We start from the raw sequence: 18,347 nt of genomic DNA, 5'->3' as shown, positions 1-18,347 counted from the left end.
GGGGTCAGACCTCCAGGAGGGTGTCGAAGGCGGGCGGCAGGCGCTTCCAGGCGGTGCGGCCACCGGCGTACTCGGCGTCGGTGAGCAGGCAGGACTCCAGGAGCTGTTCGAGTCCGTCGCGGTCGAGGCCGGGGGACGTGAACACCAGGTGCTGGCAGCAGTCGCCGTGCTCGGGGTGCCAGTCGAGGGCGGCGGCGGCCCGGCGCACGGGCGGGACCATGTCCCAGGCGGCGTCCGGGAGGGAGGCGAGCCAGGGGCCCGCGCTCTCCACGCACAGCGCGCCGCCCGCCGCGTCCCAGTGGAGCAGCGTGTCCGGGTGGTCGGCGAGCCAGAACCGGCCCCGGCTGCGCGCGGCGGCACAGGTCAGGTCCTCCAGCGCCTCGTACAGCCGCTCCGGGTGGAAGGGGCGGCGCCGGTGCCACACGAGGGTGGACACGCCGTGCGCGTCGGCCTCGGCGGGCAGCAGGGCGCACGCCGGGTGCTGGGCAGCGGCGGCGGCCTCGACGTCGAATCCGGCGAGGGCGGCGGAGGCGAGGGGGGAGAGTGGCGCCGCCTCCCCCTTCCCCGCACTTGCTCCTGCGGGTGCATCCGCAGGAGCGGGGCCCGCCAAGTCCCCTGGGTGGCCGCCCGTTACGGGGACTTGGCGGGCTGTCGGGTGGAGCTGGGCGAGCAGTTCGCGGTCCTCGTCGTCGGCCTCCGGGGAGTCGACGAGGGCGAGGACGGTGGCGTACTCCAGCTGGCGGGCGAAGGTGTCCGCGACCGTGCGCTGGTCGGTGGCCGCGGCGGCGAGGCCGCGTTCGGCCAGGTCGTCGCCGTTGCCGAGGTACGGCAGGAGCAGCGCCGGGTCGACGGCGGTGATGACGCCGGTGACCGTGAGGCCGCCGGCCGTCACCACCTCGGCCATCGCCTTGGGCTCGACGGAGTCCCACAGTTCGACGATCGCCAGCCGGGTCAGCCCGGCGTCCGCGAGCCGCCGCAGCTCCGGGACGAGGTCCTCGCGCAGGGCACAGCACGCACAGTCGTTGACCAGCGGCGCCTCTCCCGCGGAGAGGATGCCGTCGGCGTCGCTGACGGTCCGGACGACCGTGCCGGCGACGGCCGTGGCGAGGTCGTGGTGGAGTACGACGCTGCCGGGGACGTCGGCGAGCAGCCGGGCGACGGTTGCCTTGCGGGCGTCGGCGTGGAGTCCGCCGACGATCGCCACGGAGAGTTCGTGAGCCGGTCCGGACGGCTCGTGCTCATGCTTGTGCGCCTGCACGTGTGGTCCCTCAGCCCTTCTTGCCGTACCGGCGCTCGAAGCGCTCCACGCGGCCGGCCGTGTCCAGGACGCGGGCCGTGCCGGTGTAGAAGGGGTGGCTGATGTTCGAGATCTCGACGTCGATGACGGGGTAGGTGTTGCCGTCCTCCCAGTCGACCGTCTTCTCGCTGGTCATCGTGGACTGGGTGAGGAAGGCGTGGTTCGCGGCCCGGTCGCGGAAGACGACGGGCCCGTACGCCGGGTGGATTCCCTTACGCATGGCGGCTGATCAGCGCTCCTCTCGGAAGTCGACGTGACGGCCGGCGACCGGGTCGTACTTGCGCAGGGTCATACGGTCCGGGTCGTTGCGGCGGTTCTTGCGGGTGACGTACGTGTAGCCGGTCCCGGCCGTGGACCGGAGTTTGATGACCGGCCGGAGTTCGTTGCGAGCCATGCTGATACCTTACTGAAAACGACTTCCATTTACATCACCAGATCGAGAGAGGTGCGTCACCTTGTCCGCCCACTGCATGCTGACCGGCGCCCAGCCGGGCTTCGGCAACAACATCAGCCACTCCCATCGGCGTACGTCGCGCCGTTTCAACCCCAACATCCAGTCGAAGCGGTACTGGCTGCCGAGCGAGGGCAGGCATGTGCGGCTGCGGCTGAGCACGAAGGGGATCAAGACCGTCGACACGATCGGGGTCGAGGCGGCGGTGGCCCGGATCCGGGCGCGTGGGGTCGGGGTCTGAGGGACGGGAAGGGCACGGCGGAGTACGGAGGAGTAAGGGACATGGCGAAGAAGAGCAAGATCGCTAAGAACGGGAAGCGGCAGGAGATCGTCGCGCGGTACGCGGAGCGGCGGGCCGAGCTGAAGGAGATCATCAGGCGGCCGGGGTCGACGGAGGCGGATCGGACGGCCGCGCGACGGGAGCTGGAACGGCAGCCCCGGGACGCGAGCGCGACGCGTGTGCGCAACCGGGACCAGGTGGACGGGCGGCCCCGCGGGTACTTCCGGACGTTCGGGCTGTCCCGGGTGAGCCTGCGTTCACAGGCGCATGCAGGGTTCCTCCCAGGGGTTCGCAAGTCGTCCTGGTAGCTTGCTGCGGTCCTGTCGTGCGGTCGTGACGGCTCTTGCCGGCGGCTACTGGTTGGGAGCTTCCCGGTGAACTCGGTGACTTCGGTGTCGTACGCGCGCGGGCTGGTGCGCAGGGCTGGTTTGGCCTCGGTGGCTGGGGTGGCCGGTGTGCTGTTGCTGGCCGGGTGCAGTGGTGACGGGGGGTCCGATGGCGGGTCGGCGAGCGGCGGTACGGGCTCGTCGGCCTCGCCCTCTTCGCCGTCGCCCTCTGCCTCTGCCTCCGGCTCGGGCGGCAGCGGTACGACTGCGGCGGACAGTGCGTTGGCGGGGAGCTGGTTGACCACCAGCAAGGGCAGTGCCGTGGCGCTGGTCGTCACCGGGGCGAAGGCCGGGTTGTTCGCGACCGGGGGGATGGTCTGCAGCGGTACGGCAGGCAAGGAGACGGGGATGCGGATGATCCGCCTCACGTGCTCCGACGGGAACAAGGACCGGACCGAGGGGATGGTCGACTCCGTCGACAAGACGTCGATGAAGGTGACGTGGGAGAGCGGGCTCGGTACGGAGACGTACACGAAGGCGGAGGGCGGGCAGCTTCCGTCGGGGTTGCCTACGGCGGGGTTGGGGTCCTGAGGGGGTCCCTCCGGGGGTGGGCGGTGTCCAAGGCACCGGCGTTGACGTGAACCTCGGGTGGGTCGCGCAGCCCGGCGCTGTACGGGGTGCCGCTCTCGGTGGGACGGGAGCCGCCCCTAGCGGCACGCATGCCCGCAGCTGGGTGGATTGGGCGGGAGCCGCCGGGGGGGGTGGGCGCCGCCGAGCGGTGCGCATACCTGCGGCTGGGTGCTGGGCGGGAGGCGGCGGGCGAGTTGGACGCGCGGCTCGGCGCCTGCGAACTCCGGCCCGCTGGGGCGCCCCTTCAGGGGCGCGAGGAACTGCGCGATCAGCCCCCACCGGCCCGCAGCCGAACACATGGGGACGGGCGGGTTTTTAGGGGCGCGAGGAACTGCGCGGCCAGCCCCCACCGGGCCCGCAGCCATACGAGTTGGCGCGCCTTCTCAGGGGCGCAGGGAACTGCGCGATCAACCCCCGCCGGCCCGCAGGCAGACGGATCGGGACGGGCGGTGTTTTCAGGGGCGCGGGGAACTGCGCGGCCTGCTCCCACCGGGCCCGCAGTCGGGCAGGGGCCCCTAGGCGCCCGGTAGGCGTCGGCGGTCGTGCAGTACTGCCTGGGCTGCTGCCGCCGTGCCCTCTGTCCAGCCTGCCTCGTCCGATACGCCCCGTAGGCGGGTGGTCGTCGTGGTGGGGAACAGGTGGGTCAGGTGGGTCGTGACCGCCAGGTCTCGGGTTGCCAGGATGGGGAGGAGGGAGTCGGCTAGGCCGGGCGTCGGCGCTTGTGCCGCCTCCTCCAGGCGGGCGGCCATTTTGTGGGCGTAGGCCGCCAGGAAGGACTGGCGGAACGTCTTCGTGCGCTTGCGGCCCTGCGCCCGCTGCGCCGCCTCCGCCTTCGTCATCGCCGTCGTCGCCTGGACCAGCAGCGAGGTGTACAGGAGTTCCACCGTCTCCAGGTCGGGCTCGAAGCCCACCACCGTCGAGAAGCCCAGCGCCTCGTTCCACACCGCTCGGCAGCGGTTCGCGTCGGCCACCGCATGGAGGAGGACCGCCTTCGTCTCCTCGTACGGGGCGTCCACGCCCAGGCGGCACGCGCGCGGGGCGTCGGGCGCCGGGGCGCCGGCCGACAGCAGGGCCTCGTCGATGCTGTGCCTGGCCATCAGTTCCTGGGCCTTCGCGCTCAGCGCCTCCGCCTCTTCCGGGAAGCCCGTCGCCTCCGCCTTCGCCAGCAGCGCGCGGATACGGGGCAGCATCCGGGACTCCGGGCGAGCCGTACCTCCGGCCGGCCGCCCGTCCAAGGGCTCCAATGGTTCCAGCGTCGGCAGGGTGAGCAGCAGGCGGTACAGCTCCAGGACCGTCGTCGCGTGGGTGAAGCGGTCCACGCGCGCGGGGGGCGCGGTCTCCGTACGCAGGTCGGCCAGTTGTGCCGTCCAGCGGCGGTCCCGGGCGCGGTCGTTCCGCGCCCGGGCGACTATCAGCTGCGCCGCCACGCGCGCGTGCGCCTCGTCCAGTTCGCGCCGGACCAGGCGCACGACATCCGCCGGCTGCCAGCCCCGGCGCCAGGCCGACGCCACGAACTCCTCGCCGCGGCGGGCGAGTTCGGCGTCCGCCGTCGGGTCGGCGGCGAGCAGGGACGCGCCCGTGTCGAGGGTCGTGTCCGTGTCGGCGTACAGGGCCGCCTTGAAGGCTTGTTCGACGGTGCTGCTGGTCACCCGTCGATCGTGCCATGTCCGCCAGAATCGGGTGTCAACCTTGGGTTGACAGTTCTCCCACTGCCAACCTACGGTTGACACATGACGACCAATCAGCCCGTCCGGGCCTCCGTACGTCTCGACGACCTCATCGAGGCCATCAAGAAAGTCCACACCGACGCTCTCGAACAGCTCCAGGACGCGGTGATCGCCGCCGATCACCTCGGGGAGGTGGCGGACCACCTGATCGGGCACTTCGTGGACCAGGCCCGGCGTTCCGGGGCCTCCTGGACCGACATCGGCAGGAGCATGGGCGTCACCCGGCAGGCGGCGCAGAAGCGGTTCGTGCCGAAGGGCGAGTCGGACCTCGACCCGAGCCAGGGCTTCAGCCGCTTCACGCCACGGGCCAGGAACGTGGTGGTCCTCTCCCAGGAGGGGGCCAAGGCCGCCGGCAACGACCAGATCCGCACCGAGCACCTGGTCCTCGGCCTCCTCGCCGACCCGGAGAGCCTCGGGGCGATGGCGATCACCGCGCAGGGCGTCTCCCTGGACAGCGTGCGCGAGGCCGCGACCGCCGGCCTCCCGCCGCGTGGCGAGAACGACCCCGCCCTCATCCCCTTCGACGCCAACGCGAAGAAATCCCTCGAACTCACCTTCCGCGAGGCCCTGCGCCTGGGCCACAACTACGTCGGCACCGAGCACATCCTGCTCGCCCTGCTGGAGTTCGAGAACGGCGAGGGGGTGCTGTCCGGCGCCGGTCTCACCAAGGCGGCGACGGAGGAGTACGTCGTCACGGCCCTCGCCAAGATCAAGGTGGACTTCGAGGGGAAGGGCGAGGAGCAGGGCTGACCGCTCTGACAGTGCTGAAAGTGCTGGTCACGGGCGTTGTCAGACCCTCCTGCCACACTCTCGGACATGGCAGACATGGCGGACACGGTCGAGCGGTGGGCGCTCGCTCCGGCCGAGGACGGTGGCGTGGAGATCGTCCCCCTCGGTCCGGACGGGCTGCCCGCCGGGCCGGTGCGGCGGGAGGGGGATCTCGGCGCGGCCGTCCGTGACCGGCCGGACGTCACGCGGTGGGTGTGGCGGTCCACCGCCGAGGTCTATCCACGGCTGCTCGCCACGGGGGTGCGAGTCGAGCGGTGCTACGACATCGAGGACGCCGAGACGCTGCTGCTCGGGCACGAGGGGCGGCTCGGCGAGCCCCGGTCCGCGGCGGCGGCCCTGGGCCGACTGCGCGGTGGGCCCGTACCGCCGGATCCGCCGCAGCGGGCCGCCGAGCCCGGCGCGCAGTCGCCGCTCTTCGAGCCACAGAGCGTCCGGCTGCCGCTGGCGGATCTGCTAGAGGTGTACGCCGATCAGCAGCGTCGGCACGACGCGACCGCGCACCCGGACCGGATGCGGCTGCTGACGGCCGCCGAGTCGGCGGGGATGCTGGTGGCCGCCGAGATGAACGCGGCGGGGCTGCCGTGGCGCGCGGACGTCCATCGGGAACTGCTCCACGAACTGCTGGGCGAGCGGTACGCGGGCGGTGGTGAGCCCCGGCGGCTCGCCGAGCTGGCGGACGAGGTGTCGGCGGCGTTCGGGCGGCGGGTGCGGCCGGATCTGCCCGCCGATGTCGTCAAGGCCTTCGCGCAGGCCGGGATCAAGGTGCGGTCCACGCGGCGATGGGAGATCGAGAGTCTTGATCATGCTGCTGTGAAGCCTCTTGTCGAGTACAAGAAGCTGTACCGGATCTGGGTCGCCCATGGGTGGTCCTGGCTTCAGGACTGGGTGCGGGACGGGCGGTTCCGGCCCGAGTTCCTCGCGGGCGGGACGGTCACCGGGCGCTGGGTCACCAACGGCGGGGGCGGGCTGCAGATCCCCAAGGTGATCCGGCGGGCCGTGGTCGCCGACCCGGGGTGGCGGCTCGTGGTCGCCGACGCCGACCAGATGGAGCCGCGGGTGCTGGCCGCCATCTCACGCGACCCCGGGCTGATGGAGGTCGCGGGGCGGGAGACCGACCTGTACCAGTCGGTCTCCGAGCGCGCGTTCTCCGGCGACCGGGAGCAGGCCAAGCTCGCCGTGCTGGGCGCGGTGTACGGGCAGACGTCCGGGGACGGTCTCAAGAACCTCGCCGCGCTCAGACGACGGTTCCCGAAGGCGGTGGCGTACGTCGACGAGGCCGCCCGCGCGGGAGAGGAGGGGCGGCTCGTACGGACCTGGCTGGGGCGTACGTGTCCCCCGGCCGTGCGGACCGGCGACGACTCGGTGGAGGAGGCCGGCATCCCCCTCTCGGAGGACGAGACCGGCATCGACCCCGCCGGGGGCTCCGGCGGTCCGGCTGGGCAGGAGTGGGTGCCCGGTTACGCCTCCTCCAACTCCCGTGCCCGGGGCCGCTTCGCGCGCAACTTCGTCGTCCAGGGCAGCGCCGCCGACTGGACGCTGCTGCTGCTCGCCGCGCTGCGCCGGAGCTGTGCGGGGATGGCGGCCGAGCTGGTCTTCTTCCAGCACGACGAGGTGATCGTGCACTGTCCCGAGGCGGAGGCGGCGACTGTCGTGGCGGCGATCCGGGAGGCGGCGGAGCTGGCGGGGCGGCTGACGTTCGGGGAGACGCCGGTGCGGTTTCCGTTCAGTACGGCGGTGGTGGAGTGCTATGCCGACGCCAAGTGACGCGCGTCAACCCCGCCGCCCAGTGGCCGGGACGTTGGCCGACGCTTCGCCCTCCGCTTCGGCCGCGGCCAGTTCGCGGGCGAAGTCCCGGACCAGGTCGTGGGGTGCGTAGTGGCCGTACGCCGTCTCCTCCAGGAGTGCCACGTCGGTCAGGCGGTCCAGGGCTGCCTCGGCGCGGCGTTCGTCGGTCGCGGTGAGGCGGGCGAGGAGGCGGATGTCGTACGAGGGGAGGTCGAGGGTGCCGATACGGCTCAGGGCGAGGGCGGCGTCGCGGTCGGCCTCGTGGGCGGAGGTACGCAGCGCGTCGTGGGCGCCGGCCAGGGAGCGGCGGACGCTCAGGTCGTCGTGCTCCAGGTGCGGCAACCTGCCGGTGGCGGCGGCCAGTTGACCGGCGAGCAGATCCGGGGTGAGGGCCCGGCGGGCGGCGAGCCGGGCGGCCACGACGCGCAGGGCGAGCGGGAGGCGGGCGGTGAGTTCGACGAGGGGGTGGGTGGCGTGGAGGCCGTCCCGTCCGGAGACCGCGCGCAGCAGTTCGGCGCTCTCGGTGGCGGTCAAGGGGGTGACGGGGAAGCGCCGGGCGCCGTCGAGGGCGGTCAGCGGGGACCCGCTGGTGACGATCACCGCGCAGCCGGGGCCCGCCGGGAGCAACGGCCGTACCTGCGCGGCGCCTTCGGCGTCGTCCAGGACCATCAGCGTGCGGGTCGGCGCGAGCAGGGAGCGCAGCAACGCGGCTGCCGCGTCGGGGTGTTCGGGGGTGTGGAGTGGTTCGGCGCCGAGGTGGCGCAGTAATGCGGTGAGCGCCTGGGCCGGGGTGAGCGGGGGTGCGCCGGGGGCGGTGCCGTGCAGGTCGACGTACAACTGGCCGTCGGGGAACCGGTCTCGGAGGGCGTGGGCGACGTGCAGCGCCAGGGCGCTCTTGCCCACGCCGGGCATGCCGTGGATCACGGCCACGGGGGCGATGGCCGTGACGTCGTCGGGGCCGGTCCCTGGGTGCCTTTCCGGGGCGAGGGTCCGGCGTAGGGCTTCGGCGAGTGAGGTGCGGCCGGTGAAGTGGGTCGGGGGTGGGGGGAGTTGGGCGGGGTGGGGCATGGGGGACGGCGCTGGTGCCGACGCGACCTGCGGTGTCGACACGGGGACTCGCGGTGTCGGCTCAGGTCGCGGTGTCGGGGCGGGAGCCGGTCGCGGGGACGAACCCGACGTCGGCTGTGCGGGGACGTAGGGAACCGCGAGGTAGGTGGGCATCGCACCCTCCAGAACCCGCAGCACCTCCACATGTGCCGCCTGTACCCCCGCCCCCGGTTCCACGCCCAGTTCCTCCAACAGGCGGTTGCGCAGGTCGCGGTGGACGGCGAGGGATTCGGCTCGGCGGCCCGTGCGGTGGAGGGCGAGCATGAGTTGGCGGTGGTAGGACTCGCGTAGGGGGTGTTCGGCCGTCAGGGCCGTCAGTTCCGGGACCAGGGCTGCTATGCGGGGGCCGCCGATCTGCAGCTCCGCGTCGTATCGCCATTCCAGGAGGAGGCGGTGAGCCTCCGTCAGGCGTTGGGTGAAGGCGTAGCCGACGGTCTCGGGCGGTGGGGTGCCGCGCCACAGGGCGAGGGCCGACGCGCACTCGCCCAGGACGCGGCGCCAGTCCTCGTTGGCGTGCGCCGCACGCGCACGCGCGACGTGTGCCTGGAAGACGTGGACGTCCAACTCGCCCGGGCCCACCCGTAGGAGGTAGCCGGGCGTCACTGCTCGGAGGCGGGACGGATCGTCGAGGCGGCGGCGCAGTCGGGCCACGTGGTTGTGGAGCGAGGCCTGTGCGGACGCCGGCGGGGTCCCGCCCCACAGCGCGTCCTTGAGCGCCTCGACCGGGACGACCCGGCCGGGTTCGAGGAGCAGGGCGGCGAGCAGGGTGCGTACCTTGGCGCCGCCGATCGGCTGAATTCCGTTCCCCGTACGGCCGTTGGGGACGTCGAAGTCGTACAGGACCGGCGCGCCCAGCAGTCCGAACCGCAGACCGCGCCGCATGTTCTCGCCCCACTGCCGTCTCGTTGGCTTGCCGGACGCACATGTTAGCGATTTGTTGGCGTGGCCTGATGTGATCACCTCAACGGAGCCGGTCCGAGGGTGCGCGCGTGGATCGCGCAGCTCGGGGGAGTGTCGCCGTCGCGGCCGGATCCGGGTACGCGAGAGGGCCCCGATCGCCAGAGGTGACGGACGGGGCCCTCGTATCGCGGACCCCACGGACCCCACGGGGCCACTCGGTTCACAGGATCGGGGGGCGGCCCAGTCGCGTCAGTCTCCATACCGATCGCCAGCTCATCGGGCGGCGCTCGCCGGCCGGTTCGCGCAGGCCCTCCGCGAAGCCGGCGAACCAGGCCCGCAGCGCGCCCGTGGAGCGGGCCCGCAGGACGGTGATCGCGATCCAGACGCCCAGGTGCACAGGGATCAGCGGCAGCGGCAGCCGGCGGCGGACCAGCCAGACCCGGTTGCGGGCGGTGACCCGGTGGTAGATGGCGTGCCGGGCGGGCGAGGTGCTGGGGTGGCGCAGCAGGAGACGCGGTTCGTAGAGGATCTTCCAGTCGGCGTCGACGGCCCGCCAGGCGAGGTCGGTCTCCTCGTGGGCGAAGAAGAAGGCGGCGGGCCAGTCGCCGGTCTCGTCGAGCATCGCCATGCGCAGGGCGTGGCCGCCGCCGAGGAACTGGGTGACGTACCCGCCGAGCATCGGGTCGCCCGCGCCGGGCCGGGGCACGTGCCGGCGCTGGGTCACGCCGTTCTCGTCGGCGATGCGGAAGCCGACGATGCCGAGCCGGGGGTCGGCGGCGTACAGGTCGCGTACGCGGGTGAGCACATCGGGGTCGACGAGCAGGCCGTCGTCGTCGAGGTCGACCACGACGTCGATGTCGCCGAACTCCCGCAGCCGGGCCAGCGCCACGTTACGGCCGCCCGGACAGCCGAGGTTCTCTTCGACCTCGATGGTGGTGACCTCACCTGAGAGGCCCGGGAGTTCGGGCAGCGGACAGCCGTTGCCGACGAGCACGATGCGGTCGGGGGCGAGGTCCTGCTTGGCGATCGACTCCAGCAGCGCGTTCAGCGCGACGGGCCGGTTTCCCATGGTCACCACGGCCACCGCGATACGCGGTTCCACCGTCATGCCACCCACCAGACCCACCTCGTTCCGGCCGCCGACGTCCACCATCGCGGTCGGATGCTATCTGTTTACAGTAAGGATGTATTAAGTACGCATTGAGTACGTCTCTTCTGCATAACACCCTTGCACAACACCCTACGGTTCTCACACGGAGCCGGATCCCAGCCACGTCCGCAGCGCCCACCACCAGTGCAACGTACCCAGCGGCCCGGAGGAGATGCCTGGCAGATCGTCGGTCAGGGACTCACCGGTGAGCTGCTGGAGGCGGGCGAGGCGGTAGCGGACGGTGTTGGGGTGGGTGAACAGGGTAGCCGCCGTCCGGTCCAGGCGGCGACCGTGGTCGAGAAACGTGAGCGCGGTGACCGCGATCTGGCGGTGGAAGTCGTCCCGGGGGTCGAGGTCCGCGAGGAGGCGGGCGCTGAGCCAGGCGCCCAGCAGCGGCTGGTCGGCGAGGGCGATCTCGGCGGCCAGCTCGGTGAGTTCGTACACGCCGGGGTGCAGACAAGGGCCCAGGTCGAGGGCACGGACGCAGTGGCCGTACGCCGCCCGGAGGTCGTCCAGGGGGACCGCCGGTGAGATCACGACCAGTGGCCCGCCGTCCTCCGTACCGTTGCCGTTGCCGTTCTCGCCCCACTCCCCCTCCCCCTCGATCTCCTCGATCCGCTCGCCTGCCGGCAGCCGTGGGTACAGGCCCACCAGTCGGCCGTCGAGCATGCCGAAGAGGCAGCCGCGCAGGGCGGCGAGGCGGTGGGCCAGGCGCCGGGTGCGGGCGGGGTCGCCTCCCGGGGCCGCGACCAGGAGGTGGCGTACGGCGTCCTGGCGCAGCCCGGCCCGCGCCAACTCCTCGGCTGCGGGCGGCGGTTCGCCCTCGACGAGGAGCCTGTGGAGCAGGCGCGCCCGGGTCTCGCCCAGGGCGCGCGGGGTGTCCCACTCGGCGGCGCGGTAGCCGTGGACGACGTGCCGTTGCAGGGCGTCGCCGTACTCCTTGAGGCGCAGGACGGCGGTGAGCAGCGCGGCGTCGGGGACGCCGGCCGAGCGGCAGCGGTCGACGGTGATCTCGACGGCGCGGGTGTGGGCGGCCTGGACCCCGCGCAGTACGGCGGTCATCGGCACGCCCTGGGCGGCCCGGTCGGCGCCGAGGAGGAGGGCGGCGGCGAAGTCCTGGGCGTCGATGCCGTGTTCGGCGCTGTCCCCTAGACCGGCGCCCCCTGTGCTGCTGTTCTTTGTACCGGCGTCCCCTGTACCGCTGTTCCGCGTACCGCCGCCCCCTGTGTCGAGGCCGCGCTCGCCGAAGTCGCCCAGCCAGGCGCCGGCCGCGTGGACCATGGCGGTGACGTGCCAGTGGGTCTCCGCCTCGGCCAGCCGGGCCACCTCGGGAGAGTGCGACCGGGCCGCGTGCACGAGTTCGCCCTGGACGTCCGCGTCGGCGGCCATGGCGCGCAGCACCTCGGCGACGGTCTCGCGGTCGGGTCTTCCGGACCGCTCGGTGACGTCGGTGAGGACCGTCATGGGCCTCTCCCTTCCGCGTCGGTGCGGTGTCGCCGGGACACAACGGAGGGGCGGATGCGTTGGCTCCCGGCTACTACCGCGCTGTCGTACCGACCTGATTCCCTGGGCGCTACCGACGGTAACCCCAGGCTCGCCAGAAACACACCCTTCGCGCGGACGCCCCACGCGCCCGTGCGTGCGCATTCGTGTCTCTGCATCTGCACCCGCACCCGCACCCGCATCCGCCGTACGTCTCCCGGAAGGCACCCCCATGGAGCACTTGACTGACCCGGTCAGCCGCCGCCGGGCACTGACCCTGGCCGGCGGCGCGGTCGCCGCCACCGCCCTCACCCAGACGGGTACGGCCTTCGGGGCCTCGGCTGCGGCCACGTCCGCCGACGCGATCGTCGTCGGCCACGGTCTCGCCGGGCTGGTCGCCACGGCCGAACTCACCGCCGCGGGCCGCAAGGTGCTGCTGCTCGACCAGGAACCGGAGACCAACCTCGGCGGCCAGGCGTTCTGGTCGTTCGGCGGGCTGTTCTTCGTCGACTCCGTCGAGCAGGGCCTGATGGGCGTCAACGACTCGCAGGAACTGGCCTGGCAGGACTGGCTGGGCACGGCCGGCTTCGACCGGGGCGTCGACGACCCGCTCGGCCAGGACTACTGGGGCTACAAGTGGGCCGAGTCGTACGTCGACTTCGCGTCCGGCGAGAAGCGGTCCTGGCTGGCGGGCCTCGGGATGCAGTGGTTCCCGATGGTCGGCTGGGCGGAGCGCGGCGGCGGTCTCGCGGACGGCCACGGCAACTCCGTACCGCGCTTCCACGTCACCTGGGGTACGGGGCCCGCCGTAGTGGAACCGTTCGAGAAGAAGGTGCGGGCGGCGGTCGCGGACGGGCTGGTGACGTTCAAGCACCGCCATCGCGTGGACGAGATCGTGCGGACGAACGGCGTCGTCACCGGCGTACGCGGCGCGGTTCTCGAAGCGAGCAGCGCCGCGCGGGGCAAGGCCAGTTCGCGCACGGTGGTCAGTAGTTTCGAGCTGAGCGCCGAGGTGGTGATCGTGACGTCCGGCGGTATCGGCGCCAACCACGATCTCGTACGGGCGAACTGGCCGGCCCGGCTGGGCACCGCGCCCAAGTCGATGATCACGGGTGTGCCCGCGCACGTGGACGGGCGGATGCTCGGGATCACCGAGAAGGCGGGCGGGCGGATCGTCAACCCGGACCGGATGTGGCACTACACGGAGGGCATCAAGAACTACGACCCGATCTGGGCGAACCACGGCATCCGTATCCTGCCCGGGCCGTCATCGATGTGGTTCGACGCGACGGGGAAGCGGTTCTCCGCGCCTGACATGCCGGGTTACGACACCCTCCACACCCTCAAGTCGATCACCGGCAGTGGCCACGACTACTCGTGGTTCGTGACGACGCAGAAGATCCTGGCGAAGGAGTTCGCGCTCTCCGGATCCGAACAGAACCCTGATCTGACCAACAAGGACATCTGGATGCTGCTCTCGCGCATCTGGCAGACGCCGGAGCCGCTGGAGCGGTTCAAGAAGTACGGCGAGGACTTCATCGTCGCCGAGACGCTGTCCGAGCTGGTGCGAGGCATGAACAAGCTGACGGGTACGAGTCTGGTCGACCTGGCCGCGTTGCAGCGGCAGATCGAGGCGCGGGACCGTGAGATCGACAACGCGTACAGCAAGGACGCCCAGGTCATGGGCATCCGCAACGCCCTCTCGTACACCGGGGACGTTCTCAGCCGTACGGCGTCGGCGCACAAGATCCTGGACTCCTCGGCCGGGCCGCTGATCGCCGTGCGCCTCAACGTCCTGACCCGTAAGACCCTCGGCGGGCTCCAGACCGATCTGTCGGGGCGTGTCCTCGATGCCGCCGGGGCGCCGATTCCTGGGCTGTACGCGGCTGGTGAGGTCGCGGGGTTCGGAGGTGGCGGGGTTCACGGGTACCGGTCGCTGGAGGGGACGTTCCTTGGGGGGTGCCTGTTCTCTGGGCGGCAGGCGGGGCGGGCGGCGGCTGCGGCGACGGCCTGAGCCACTTGCCGGGGCTCGGCCCACGCCCCGACAGGCCGGTCCGGGCGTAGACCCCCGGCAGACCCGGGCGGGGTGGAGCCGGCCTGCACCGGCCGGCTCGCCCCGAGGGCAGCGGACGCCCGCGGACGGTAGCCGTGCACGGCGAAGCCGAGCCCGGCGAACAGGCGGGAAGGCGGCAGCCACGACCAGAGCCACTCGTCAGGGCACAGCCCGCGCCCGGGCAAGGGCCGGTTCGAGCGAAGGCCTATGGGGCGGGGGTGGGCGCCAGGCGTTCCGCCGGGCGGGTCTTCGTCTGCGGGGCCGTCGTGAGGTGTCGCGCCCCGGGGACATTCCGTTGCCCCGAGCGGCTTTCCGGACCTCCCCGGACTACCGGGTCCGCGCCCGCTCGATCAGAACCGTCGCCATTTCCTCGGCGCGGCGCGCCGCCTCGTCCACCGAGCCCATGGAGTTGGCGATGCAGGCCCCGTCGTGCAGGATCAGCAACTGTGCCGCGAGGGCGTCGGGGCTCCTGATCCCGGCCTCCGCCGCCAGGTCCTCCATGTAGGCCAGCATCCAGGCCTTCTGTTCCCGGGCGATCTCCTGTCCGGGGTGGTCCGACGGCAGCTCGACATGGGCGTTGACGAACGCGCAGCCCCGCGGATTGCGCTCGCGCATCCAGTCGTGGAGGGCACCGAAGGTCGCCAGGAGCTTCGCCTCGGGTGGCCCGTCGGTCTCGTTGACGTACTTCACCAGGGTCGACCGCCACAGCCCGTCGCGGGCTCGCAGGTAGGCCAGGATCAGGTCGTCCTTCGAGCCGAAGCGGTCGTAGAGCGTCTTCTTCGTGACGCCCGCCTCTTCTGCGATCAGCTCCACGCCGACCGCACGGATCCCCAGCCCGTAGAAGAGCCGTGACGCGGTCTCGAGGATCCTCACACCGGCAGGCGTCAGGTGCTGCGCGTTGCCGCGCCTGCCAGCCCGGCCTTGGGTCCTACTGAGGGCATCCACATGTTGACGGTACACCGAGCGGTATGGTTACGTCAGTTGCTATACCGGTCTGTATACCTCGCGGGAGCCTGATCACCATGACTGGATTCGGCAATGCCATGCGAGGGGAGCCGGGTGTGGCGGCTCTCTTCGTCGTCCTCTGGAGCTCGGGATTCATCGGCGCCGGCCTGGGTACCGCCGTGTCCAGCGCCGTGACGATCCTGATGTGGCGGTTCCTCGCCGTCGCGGCCTTCCTGCTGCTGCTCCAGTTCGTCATCAAGGGCCACCGGATGAGCCGGAGCGAGGTCGCGATCCAGGCCCTGCTCGGCCTGTTCTCGCAGAGCGTCTACCTCTACAGCATGTTCGGCGCCGTACAGCTCGGCGTTACCAGCGGGATCGTGTCGCTGATCGACGCGCTCCAGCCGGTGTGCGCGAGCGCTCTGGCCGGGCTGCTGCTCAGCGAGCGCGCCTCCGGGCGCCAGTGGTGGGGGCTCGGTGTCGGGCTCGTCGGTGTCACGGTGGTGATCAGTGGCGATCTGGGGCTGCGCCCGGACGTACCCGCCTGGGCGTATCTGATCCCCTTCGTCGGCATGGTGGCGCTGACCGTGGCCACGCTCATCGAGCGCAAGGCCAAGCCACAGGCGCCCCTGATGGACTCGCTGGCCGTCCAGTGCGGCGCGAGCGCGTGCTTCTTCACCCTGGTCGGCCTGGGCACCGGGCAGGCGGCCATGCCCACGGCCGGGCAGGCCTGGCTGGCCATCGCCTGGCTGATCGCCCTGTCCACCCTGGGCGGCTACGGCCTGTACTGGATCATCCTGAAACGCCATGGAGTCACCTATGTGAGCTCCCTCATCTATCTGACCGCTCCGGCCACCCTGGTCTGGGGCTTCTTCATGTTCGGTGACGCCATCAGCCTGGTGAGCGGCGTCGGCATCGCCGCCTGTCTGGGCGGCGTCGCACTGGTGCACTCGGACCGGACCCGGAAGGGGGTCGTCGCCGAACCGGCCACACCCCGGCCCGCCCAGGACGACGGGGAAGAAACCCGCCACGCCACGACATAAGGACACAACGGCCGGGCCATTTTCCGCCCGGCACATTCGGGCGCCCGGCGGCCTTTGTCATCACACGCGTCGGCACTCCGTTGTCGTCAGCGCGACATTTATCACCGTACGGGATTCCGCGCGCCCGAATTCAGTGCACCATCACTGTTAATAAAAGATTACGCAAGTAACGGCGGTTGACACCTGAAGCAATGCACTCCTAGCGTGTAACCACACCGGTCGGTATACCTCGTCTGCGTTACCCATGACGAAGGAGAAGAAATGCCGCTCAACGACACTTCGGGCACCGGAAAGAACGGGACCCTGGAGCTTCCCAAGACCGCCACCGGACTCGATCAGCTGGCCCACGCGATTCGGGCCCGAAAGCCTCGCTACGATGGAAAGATCCCCGCAGAACCCCGCTGGGACAGCGAATTAGTGCTGCAGGACGTCCGGCATCCGACCGTCAAGCTCCAGGAGTTCGGCTACGACACCGCTGAACTCAACCGCGGATACGGAGTCATCGACGACACGGCCATGGCGGGCCCCACGCAGATCCTCACCCCGGAAGGCGTGACGGAGCTGAAGGGGGTGTGCGACAAGCTGGAGGCATACGCCGGCAGCAGTGAGTTCATCGTCACCCGCCGGGTACGCAGCGCGGATCTGATGTCGCCGTTCATCCACAACATGATCCGCGACCGCGCCTTCCTGCTGGCCTGCTCACGCATGGTCGGCGTCCCCCTGATCCCGCACCCGCTGCGCACGCCGACGGTCCAGATCAACTACTTCGAGGGCCGGCAGACGGGCGACCGCGAGATAGCCAAGTGGCACCGCGACGGGATGGACTACGTCTTCACCATCCAGCTGGACGACGCCGACAGCTACGAAGGCGGCAGGTTCACGTACTTCAAGGGCCGCACCGACGAATTCAACGGCGTGACCGAGGACGATCCCCGTATCCACGAAGCACGCTGCGACGAAATCGGCGCGACGCTGTTCATCCATGGCAGCCACATCTACCACGCGGTGACTCCGGTGACCGCGGGGCGCCGGGTGACGTTCGTCCTCTCCCTGTTCTGCCCCTATTTCGCCAAGCAGGACTCCAACACCTTCTGGCATCTGGCGGGCGACGACGGAATTCCCGCCACGATTCCGAACTGGCTGCGCCTCAAATGGCCCGCCCGGAATCCATCCATGGATTTCAGCCTGCGCGCCGGAAGCCCTGCCATCACCTGGTCGGACCTCCAGTAACCGCTCTCCGAACCGGAAATCAGAAATCCCCCCACGGTCCATTCTGCTCTCATTCCGGAGGAATTTCACATGACCCAACAGGTTCTCGACACGCCCGTCCAGCCCGGCGTAAGCCTGGTCAGCCAGATCCGCAGCGGGCTGGCCACCTGCCTCCGCGTCCCCGAAAGCGACATCACCATCCCGCAGAACGTGGACAAGTACCACCACAGGGATGCCCCGGCTAAGTCCGACCCCGCCCTGGAAGAGGTCTTCCGGCTGATGTGGGCGTTGAACGAGCGCGGTCTGTCCGACAGCCAGATCGGCAACACGGCCCTGCGCCGGCGCCCGCTGACCACCGCCCTGGACCAGGTACTCGGTGACATCGCCGACGAACTGGGCGACGCCCCGCTGCAGTACACCGAACTCGGTCCCGAGCCGGTCAAGACCAAGTACATCCTGCGCAGCCTGCGCGAACACGGCCTGGACATCCGCCAGTACAACGGCGTGGACATCAACCCGGCGTCCCGGGAGACGATGCGCAGCGAGCTCTCCTCCGTCCTACCGGTGGAACGCTTCACCTACCAGCAGACACTGTTCGAGGACCTGGGCGACCGGGAGTACCGGGTGCCGGGCGTCCGGAACCTGGTGACCATGCTGGGCTTCGAGGAGGGCAACGAGCATCCGTCGGCCATCAACCGGATGCTGGACAACATCCTGGAGCCCGGCGATCTCTTCCTGTCGGAGATGCAGATCCTCTCCGACGGCGGCTGGCACCCGATCTTCAACTTCTACCAGAACGACCTCATGCGCCGGTTCTCCAAGATCGCCCTGGAGCGCAGCCGTCCGCACGTCGACTCCGAGTACGGCGTCTATCTCGTCCCGCTCTCCCTCGGCACCGACGGATCCCCGACCATGGCGGCGGTGACCGCGGAGCGCATCCGCAGCTCGCAGTCGGCGGACGACAGCATCTTCGTCACCAACTACTGCCTGAAGTTCGCCCTGGAGGAGTACCGCCACCTGCGGGAGGCCTCGGGCCGGCTGAAGGTGCTCTCCGAGCGCACCACGGCCGACGGCTCCGTCGTCTTCCAGCTGACCCGCAAGCTCTGACGCCCTCTTCCCTCTCCCCGCCGGCTCCGCCCAGCCCCCGCCGGGCGGGCGGAGCCGGCGCCCCCACCC

General features: G+C 71.0%; 17 protein-coding genes. 9 read left to right on the top strand and 8 right to left on the bottom strand.

All coding sequences use genetic code 11. The features are described from left to right. Nucleotides 1–4: 4 nt before the first annotated feature. The 3 genes from ACWDR4_RS17995 to rpmG are packed head-to-tail and all read right to left on the bottom strand — an operon-like array spanning nt 5 to nt 1,691. Complete coding sequence (locus ACWDR4_RS17995) at nt 5–1,258, bottom strand: CobW family GTP-binding protein (RefSeq protein WP_450409531.1); 1,254 nt, start codon at nt 1,256–1,258, stop codon at nt 5–7. Between the two features lie 10 nt (nt 1,259–1,268). Next, a complete protein-coding gene (locus ACWDR4_RS17990; RefSeq protein ID WP_450409529.1) occupies nt 1,269–1,517 on the bottom strand; it encodes a type B 50S ribosomal protein L31 in 249 nt (82 codons plus the stop codon). A gap of 9 nt (nt 1,518–1,526) precedes the next feature. Further along, on the bottom strand, nt 1,527–1,691 hold the full coding sequence (rpmG, locus tag ACWDR4_RS17985; RefSeq protein WP_030573688.1) for a 50S ribosomal protein L33: 165 nt from the start codon (nt 1,689–1,691) through the stop codon (nt 1,527–1,529). A gap of 61 nt (nt 1,692–1,752) precedes the next feature. On the opposite strand from rpmG, the gene rpmB reads away from it, so the two are divergent. The 3 genes from rpmB (at nt 1,753) to ACWDR4_RS17970 (ending at nt 2,945) form a co-directional block, all read left to right on the top strand. Continuing rightward, entirely contained in the window at nt 1,753–1,989 is a 237-nt protein-coding gene (gene rpmB, locus ACWDR4_RS17980) for a 50S ribosomal protein L28 (protein ID WP_450409527.1), read from the top strand. Between the two features lie 41 nt (nt 1,990–2,030). Further along, nucleotides 2,031–2,336: a 30S ribosomal protein S14 gene (rpsN, locus tag ACWDR4_RS17975; RefSeq protein ID WP_450409525.1), complete on the top strand. Its 306-nt coding sequence runs from the start codon at nt 2,031–2,033 to the stop codon at nt 2,334–2,336. Nucleotides 2,337–2,411: 75 nt separating this feature from the next. Then, nucleotides 2,412–2,945: a hypothetical protein gene (locus tag ACWDR4_RS17970; RefSeq protein WP_450409597.1), complete on the top strand. Its 534-nt coding sequence runs from the start codon at nt 2,412–2,414 to the stop codon at nt 2,943–2,945. Nucleotides 2,946–3,499: 554 nt separating this feature from the next. Here the strand turns inward: ACWDR4_RS17970 and ACWDR4_RS17965 are convergent. After that, nucleotides 3,500–4,633 carry a DUF2786 domain-containing protein gene (locus ACWDR4_RS17965; RefSeq protein ID WP_450409523.1) on the bottom strand — a complete coding sequence of 378 codons (1,134 nt, stop codon included), beginning with the start codon at nt 4,631–4,633 and terminating at the stop codon, nt 3,500–3,502. A gap of 81 nt (nt 4,634–4,714) precedes the next feature. On the opposite strand from ACWDR4_RS17965, the gene ACWDR4_RS17960 reads away from it, so the two are divergent. Next, a complete protein-coding gene (locus ACWDR4_RS17960) occupies nt 4,715–5,461 on the top strand; it encodes a Clp protease N-terminal domain-containing protein (RefSeq protein WP_450409521.1) in 747 nt (248 codons plus the stop codon). Between the two features lie 75 nt (nt 5,462–5,536). Next, nucleotides 5,537–7,264 (top strand): bifunctional 3'-5' exonuclease/DNA polymerase, encoded by a 1,728-nt coding sequence (locus ACWDR4_RS17955; protein WP_450409595.1) that lies wholly within the window; start codon nt 5,537–5,539, stop codon nt 7,262–7,264. A 6-nt stretch (nt 7,265–7,270) separates the two neighbouring features. Here the strand turns inward: ACWDR4_RS17955 and ACWDR4_RS17950 are convergent, their stop codons facing one another. The 3 genes from ACWDR4_RS17950 to ACWDR4_RS17940 all read right to left on the bottom strand — a co-directional run bounded on the left by ACWDR4_RS17950 (nt 7,271) and on the right by ACWDR4_RS17940 (nt 11,906). Continuing rightward, entirely contained in the window at nt 7,271–9,274 is a 2,004-nt protein-coding gene (locus tag ACWDR4_RS17950) for a BTAD domain-containing putative transcriptional regulator (RefSeq protein WP_450409519.1), read from the bottom strand. Nucleotides 9,275–9,512: 238 nt separating this feature from the next. After that, entirely contained in the window at nt 9,513–10,445 is a 933-nt protein-coding gene (locus ACWDR4_RS17945; RefSeq protein ID WP_450409517.1) for a glycosyltransferase family 2 protein, read from the bottom strand. A gap of 96 nt (nt 10,446–10,541) precedes the next feature. Then, complete coding sequence (locus tag ACWDR4_RS17940) at nt 10,542–11,906, bottom strand: PucR family transcriptional regulator (RefSeq protein ID WP_450409515.1); 1,365 nt, start codon at nt 11,904–11,906, stop codon at nt 10,542–10,544. Nucleotides 11,907–12,156: 250 nt separating this feature from the next. On the opposite strand from ACWDR4_RS17940, the gene ACWDR4_RS17935 reads away from it, so the two are divergent. Next, nucleotides 12,157–13,938 (top strand): FAD-binding dehydrogenase, encoded by a 1,782-nt coding sequence (locus ACWDR4_RS17935; protein ID WP_450409514.1) that lies wholly within the window; start codon nt 12,157–12,159, stop codon nt 13,936–13,938. A 366-nt stretch (nt 13,939–14,304) separates the two neighbouring features. On the opposite strand, the gene ACWDR4_RS17930 is transcribed toward ACWDR4_RS17935, so the two are convergent. Then, nucleotides 14,305–14,850 carry a TetR/AcrR family transcriptional regulator gene (locus ACWDR4_RS17930; RefSeq protein WP_450409512.1) on the bottom strand — a complete coding sequence of 182 codons (546 nt, stop codon included), beginning with the start codon at nt 14,848–14,850 and terminating at the stop codon, nt 14,305–14,307. 149 nt (nt 14,851–14,999) lie between these two features. On the opposite strand from ACWDR4_RS17930, the gene ACWDR4_RS17925 reads away from it, so the two are divergent. The 3 genes from ACWDR4_RS17925 to ACWDR4_RS17915 all read left to right on the top strand — a co-directional run bounded on the left by ACWDR4_RS17925 (nt 15,000) and on the right by ACWDR4_RS17915 (nt 18,278). Continuing rightward, on the top strand, nt 15,000–15,962 hold the full coding sequence (locus ACWDR4_RS17925; RefSeq protein ID WP_450409509.1) for a DMT family transporter: 963 nt from the start codon (nt 15,000–15,002) through the stop codon (nt 15,960–15,962). Nucleotides 15,963–16,223: 261 nt separating this feature from the next. Next, nucleotides 16,224–17,192, top strand: a complete 969-nt coding sequence (locus ACWDR4_RS17920) for a hypothetical protein (protein ID WP_450409507.1) — start codon at nt 16,224–16,226, stop codon at nt 17,190–17,192. A 69-nt stretch (nt 17,193–17,261) separates the two neighbouring features. Continuing rightward, the gene (locus ACWDR4_RS17915) at nt 17,262–18,278 is read left to right on the top strand and encodes a hypothetical protein (RefSeq protein ID WP_450409505.1); all 1,017 of its coding nucleotides are present in this window, start codon (nt 17,262–17,264) and stop codon (nt 18,276–18,278) included. The last annotated feature ends 69 nt before the right edge of the window (nt 18,279–18,347 follow it).

It is taken from the genome of Streptomyces sp. NPDC000878 (assembly GCF_053599695.1).
Note: the sequence above shows the minus strand (reverse complement) of the source record. Positions and strands in the feature narration are given on the sequence as shown.

Excerpts from the sequence above, each read along its gene's own strand:
- ACWDR4_RS17990 (WP_450409529.1), bottom strand. The coding sequence starts at position 1,517 with ATGCGTAAGGGAATCCACCCGGCGTACGGGCCCGTCGTCTTCCGCGAC.
- rpmG (WP_030573688.1), bottom strand. The coding sequence starts at position 1,691 with ATGGCTCGCAACGAACTCCGGCCGGTCATCAAACTCCGGTCCACGGCC.
- rpsN (WP_450409525.1), top strand. The coding sequence starts at position 2,031 with ATGGCGAAGAAGAGCAAGATCGCTAAGAACGGGAAGCGGCAGGAGATC.
- ACWDR4_RS17960 (WP_450409521.1), top strand. The coding sequence starts at position 4,715 with ATGACGACCAATCAGCCCGTCCGGGCCTCCGTACGTCTCGACGACCTC.
- ACWDR4_RS17955 (WP_450409595.1), top strand. The coding sequence starts at position 5,537 with ATGGCGGACACGGTCGAGCGGTGGGCGCTCGCTCCGGCCGAGGACGGT.
- ACWDR4_RS17950 (WP_450409519.1), bottom strand. The coding sequence starts at position 9,274 with ATGCGGCGCGGTCTGCGGTTCGGACTGCTGGGCGCGCCGGTCCTGTAC.
- ACWDR4_RS17945 (WP_450409517.1), bottom strand. The coding sequence starts at position 10,445 with ATGGTGGACGTCGGCGGCCGGAACGAGGTGGGTCTGGTGGGTGGCATG.
- ACWDR4_RS17940 (WP_450409515.1), bottom strand. The coding sequence starts at position 11,906 with ATGACGGTCCTCACCGACGTCACCGAGCGGTCCGGAAGACCCGACCGC.
- ACWDR4_RS17935 (WP_450409514.1), top strand. The coding sequence starts at position 12,157 with ATGGAGCACTTGACTGACCCGGTCAGCCGCCGCCGGGCACTGACCCTG.
- ACWDR4_RS17925 (WP_450409509.1), top strand. The coding sequence starts at position 15,000 with ATGACTGGATTCGGCAATGCCATGCGAGGGGAGCCGGGTGTGGCGGCT.
- ACWDR4_RS17920 (WP_450409507.1), top strand. The coding sequence starts at position 16,224 with ATGCCGCTCAACGACACTTCGGGCACCGGAAAGAACGGGACCCTGGAG.
- ACWDR4_RS17915 (WP_450409505.1), top strand. The coding sequence starts at position 17,262 with ATGACCCAACAGGTTCTCGACACGCCCGTCCAGCCCGGCGTAAGCCTG.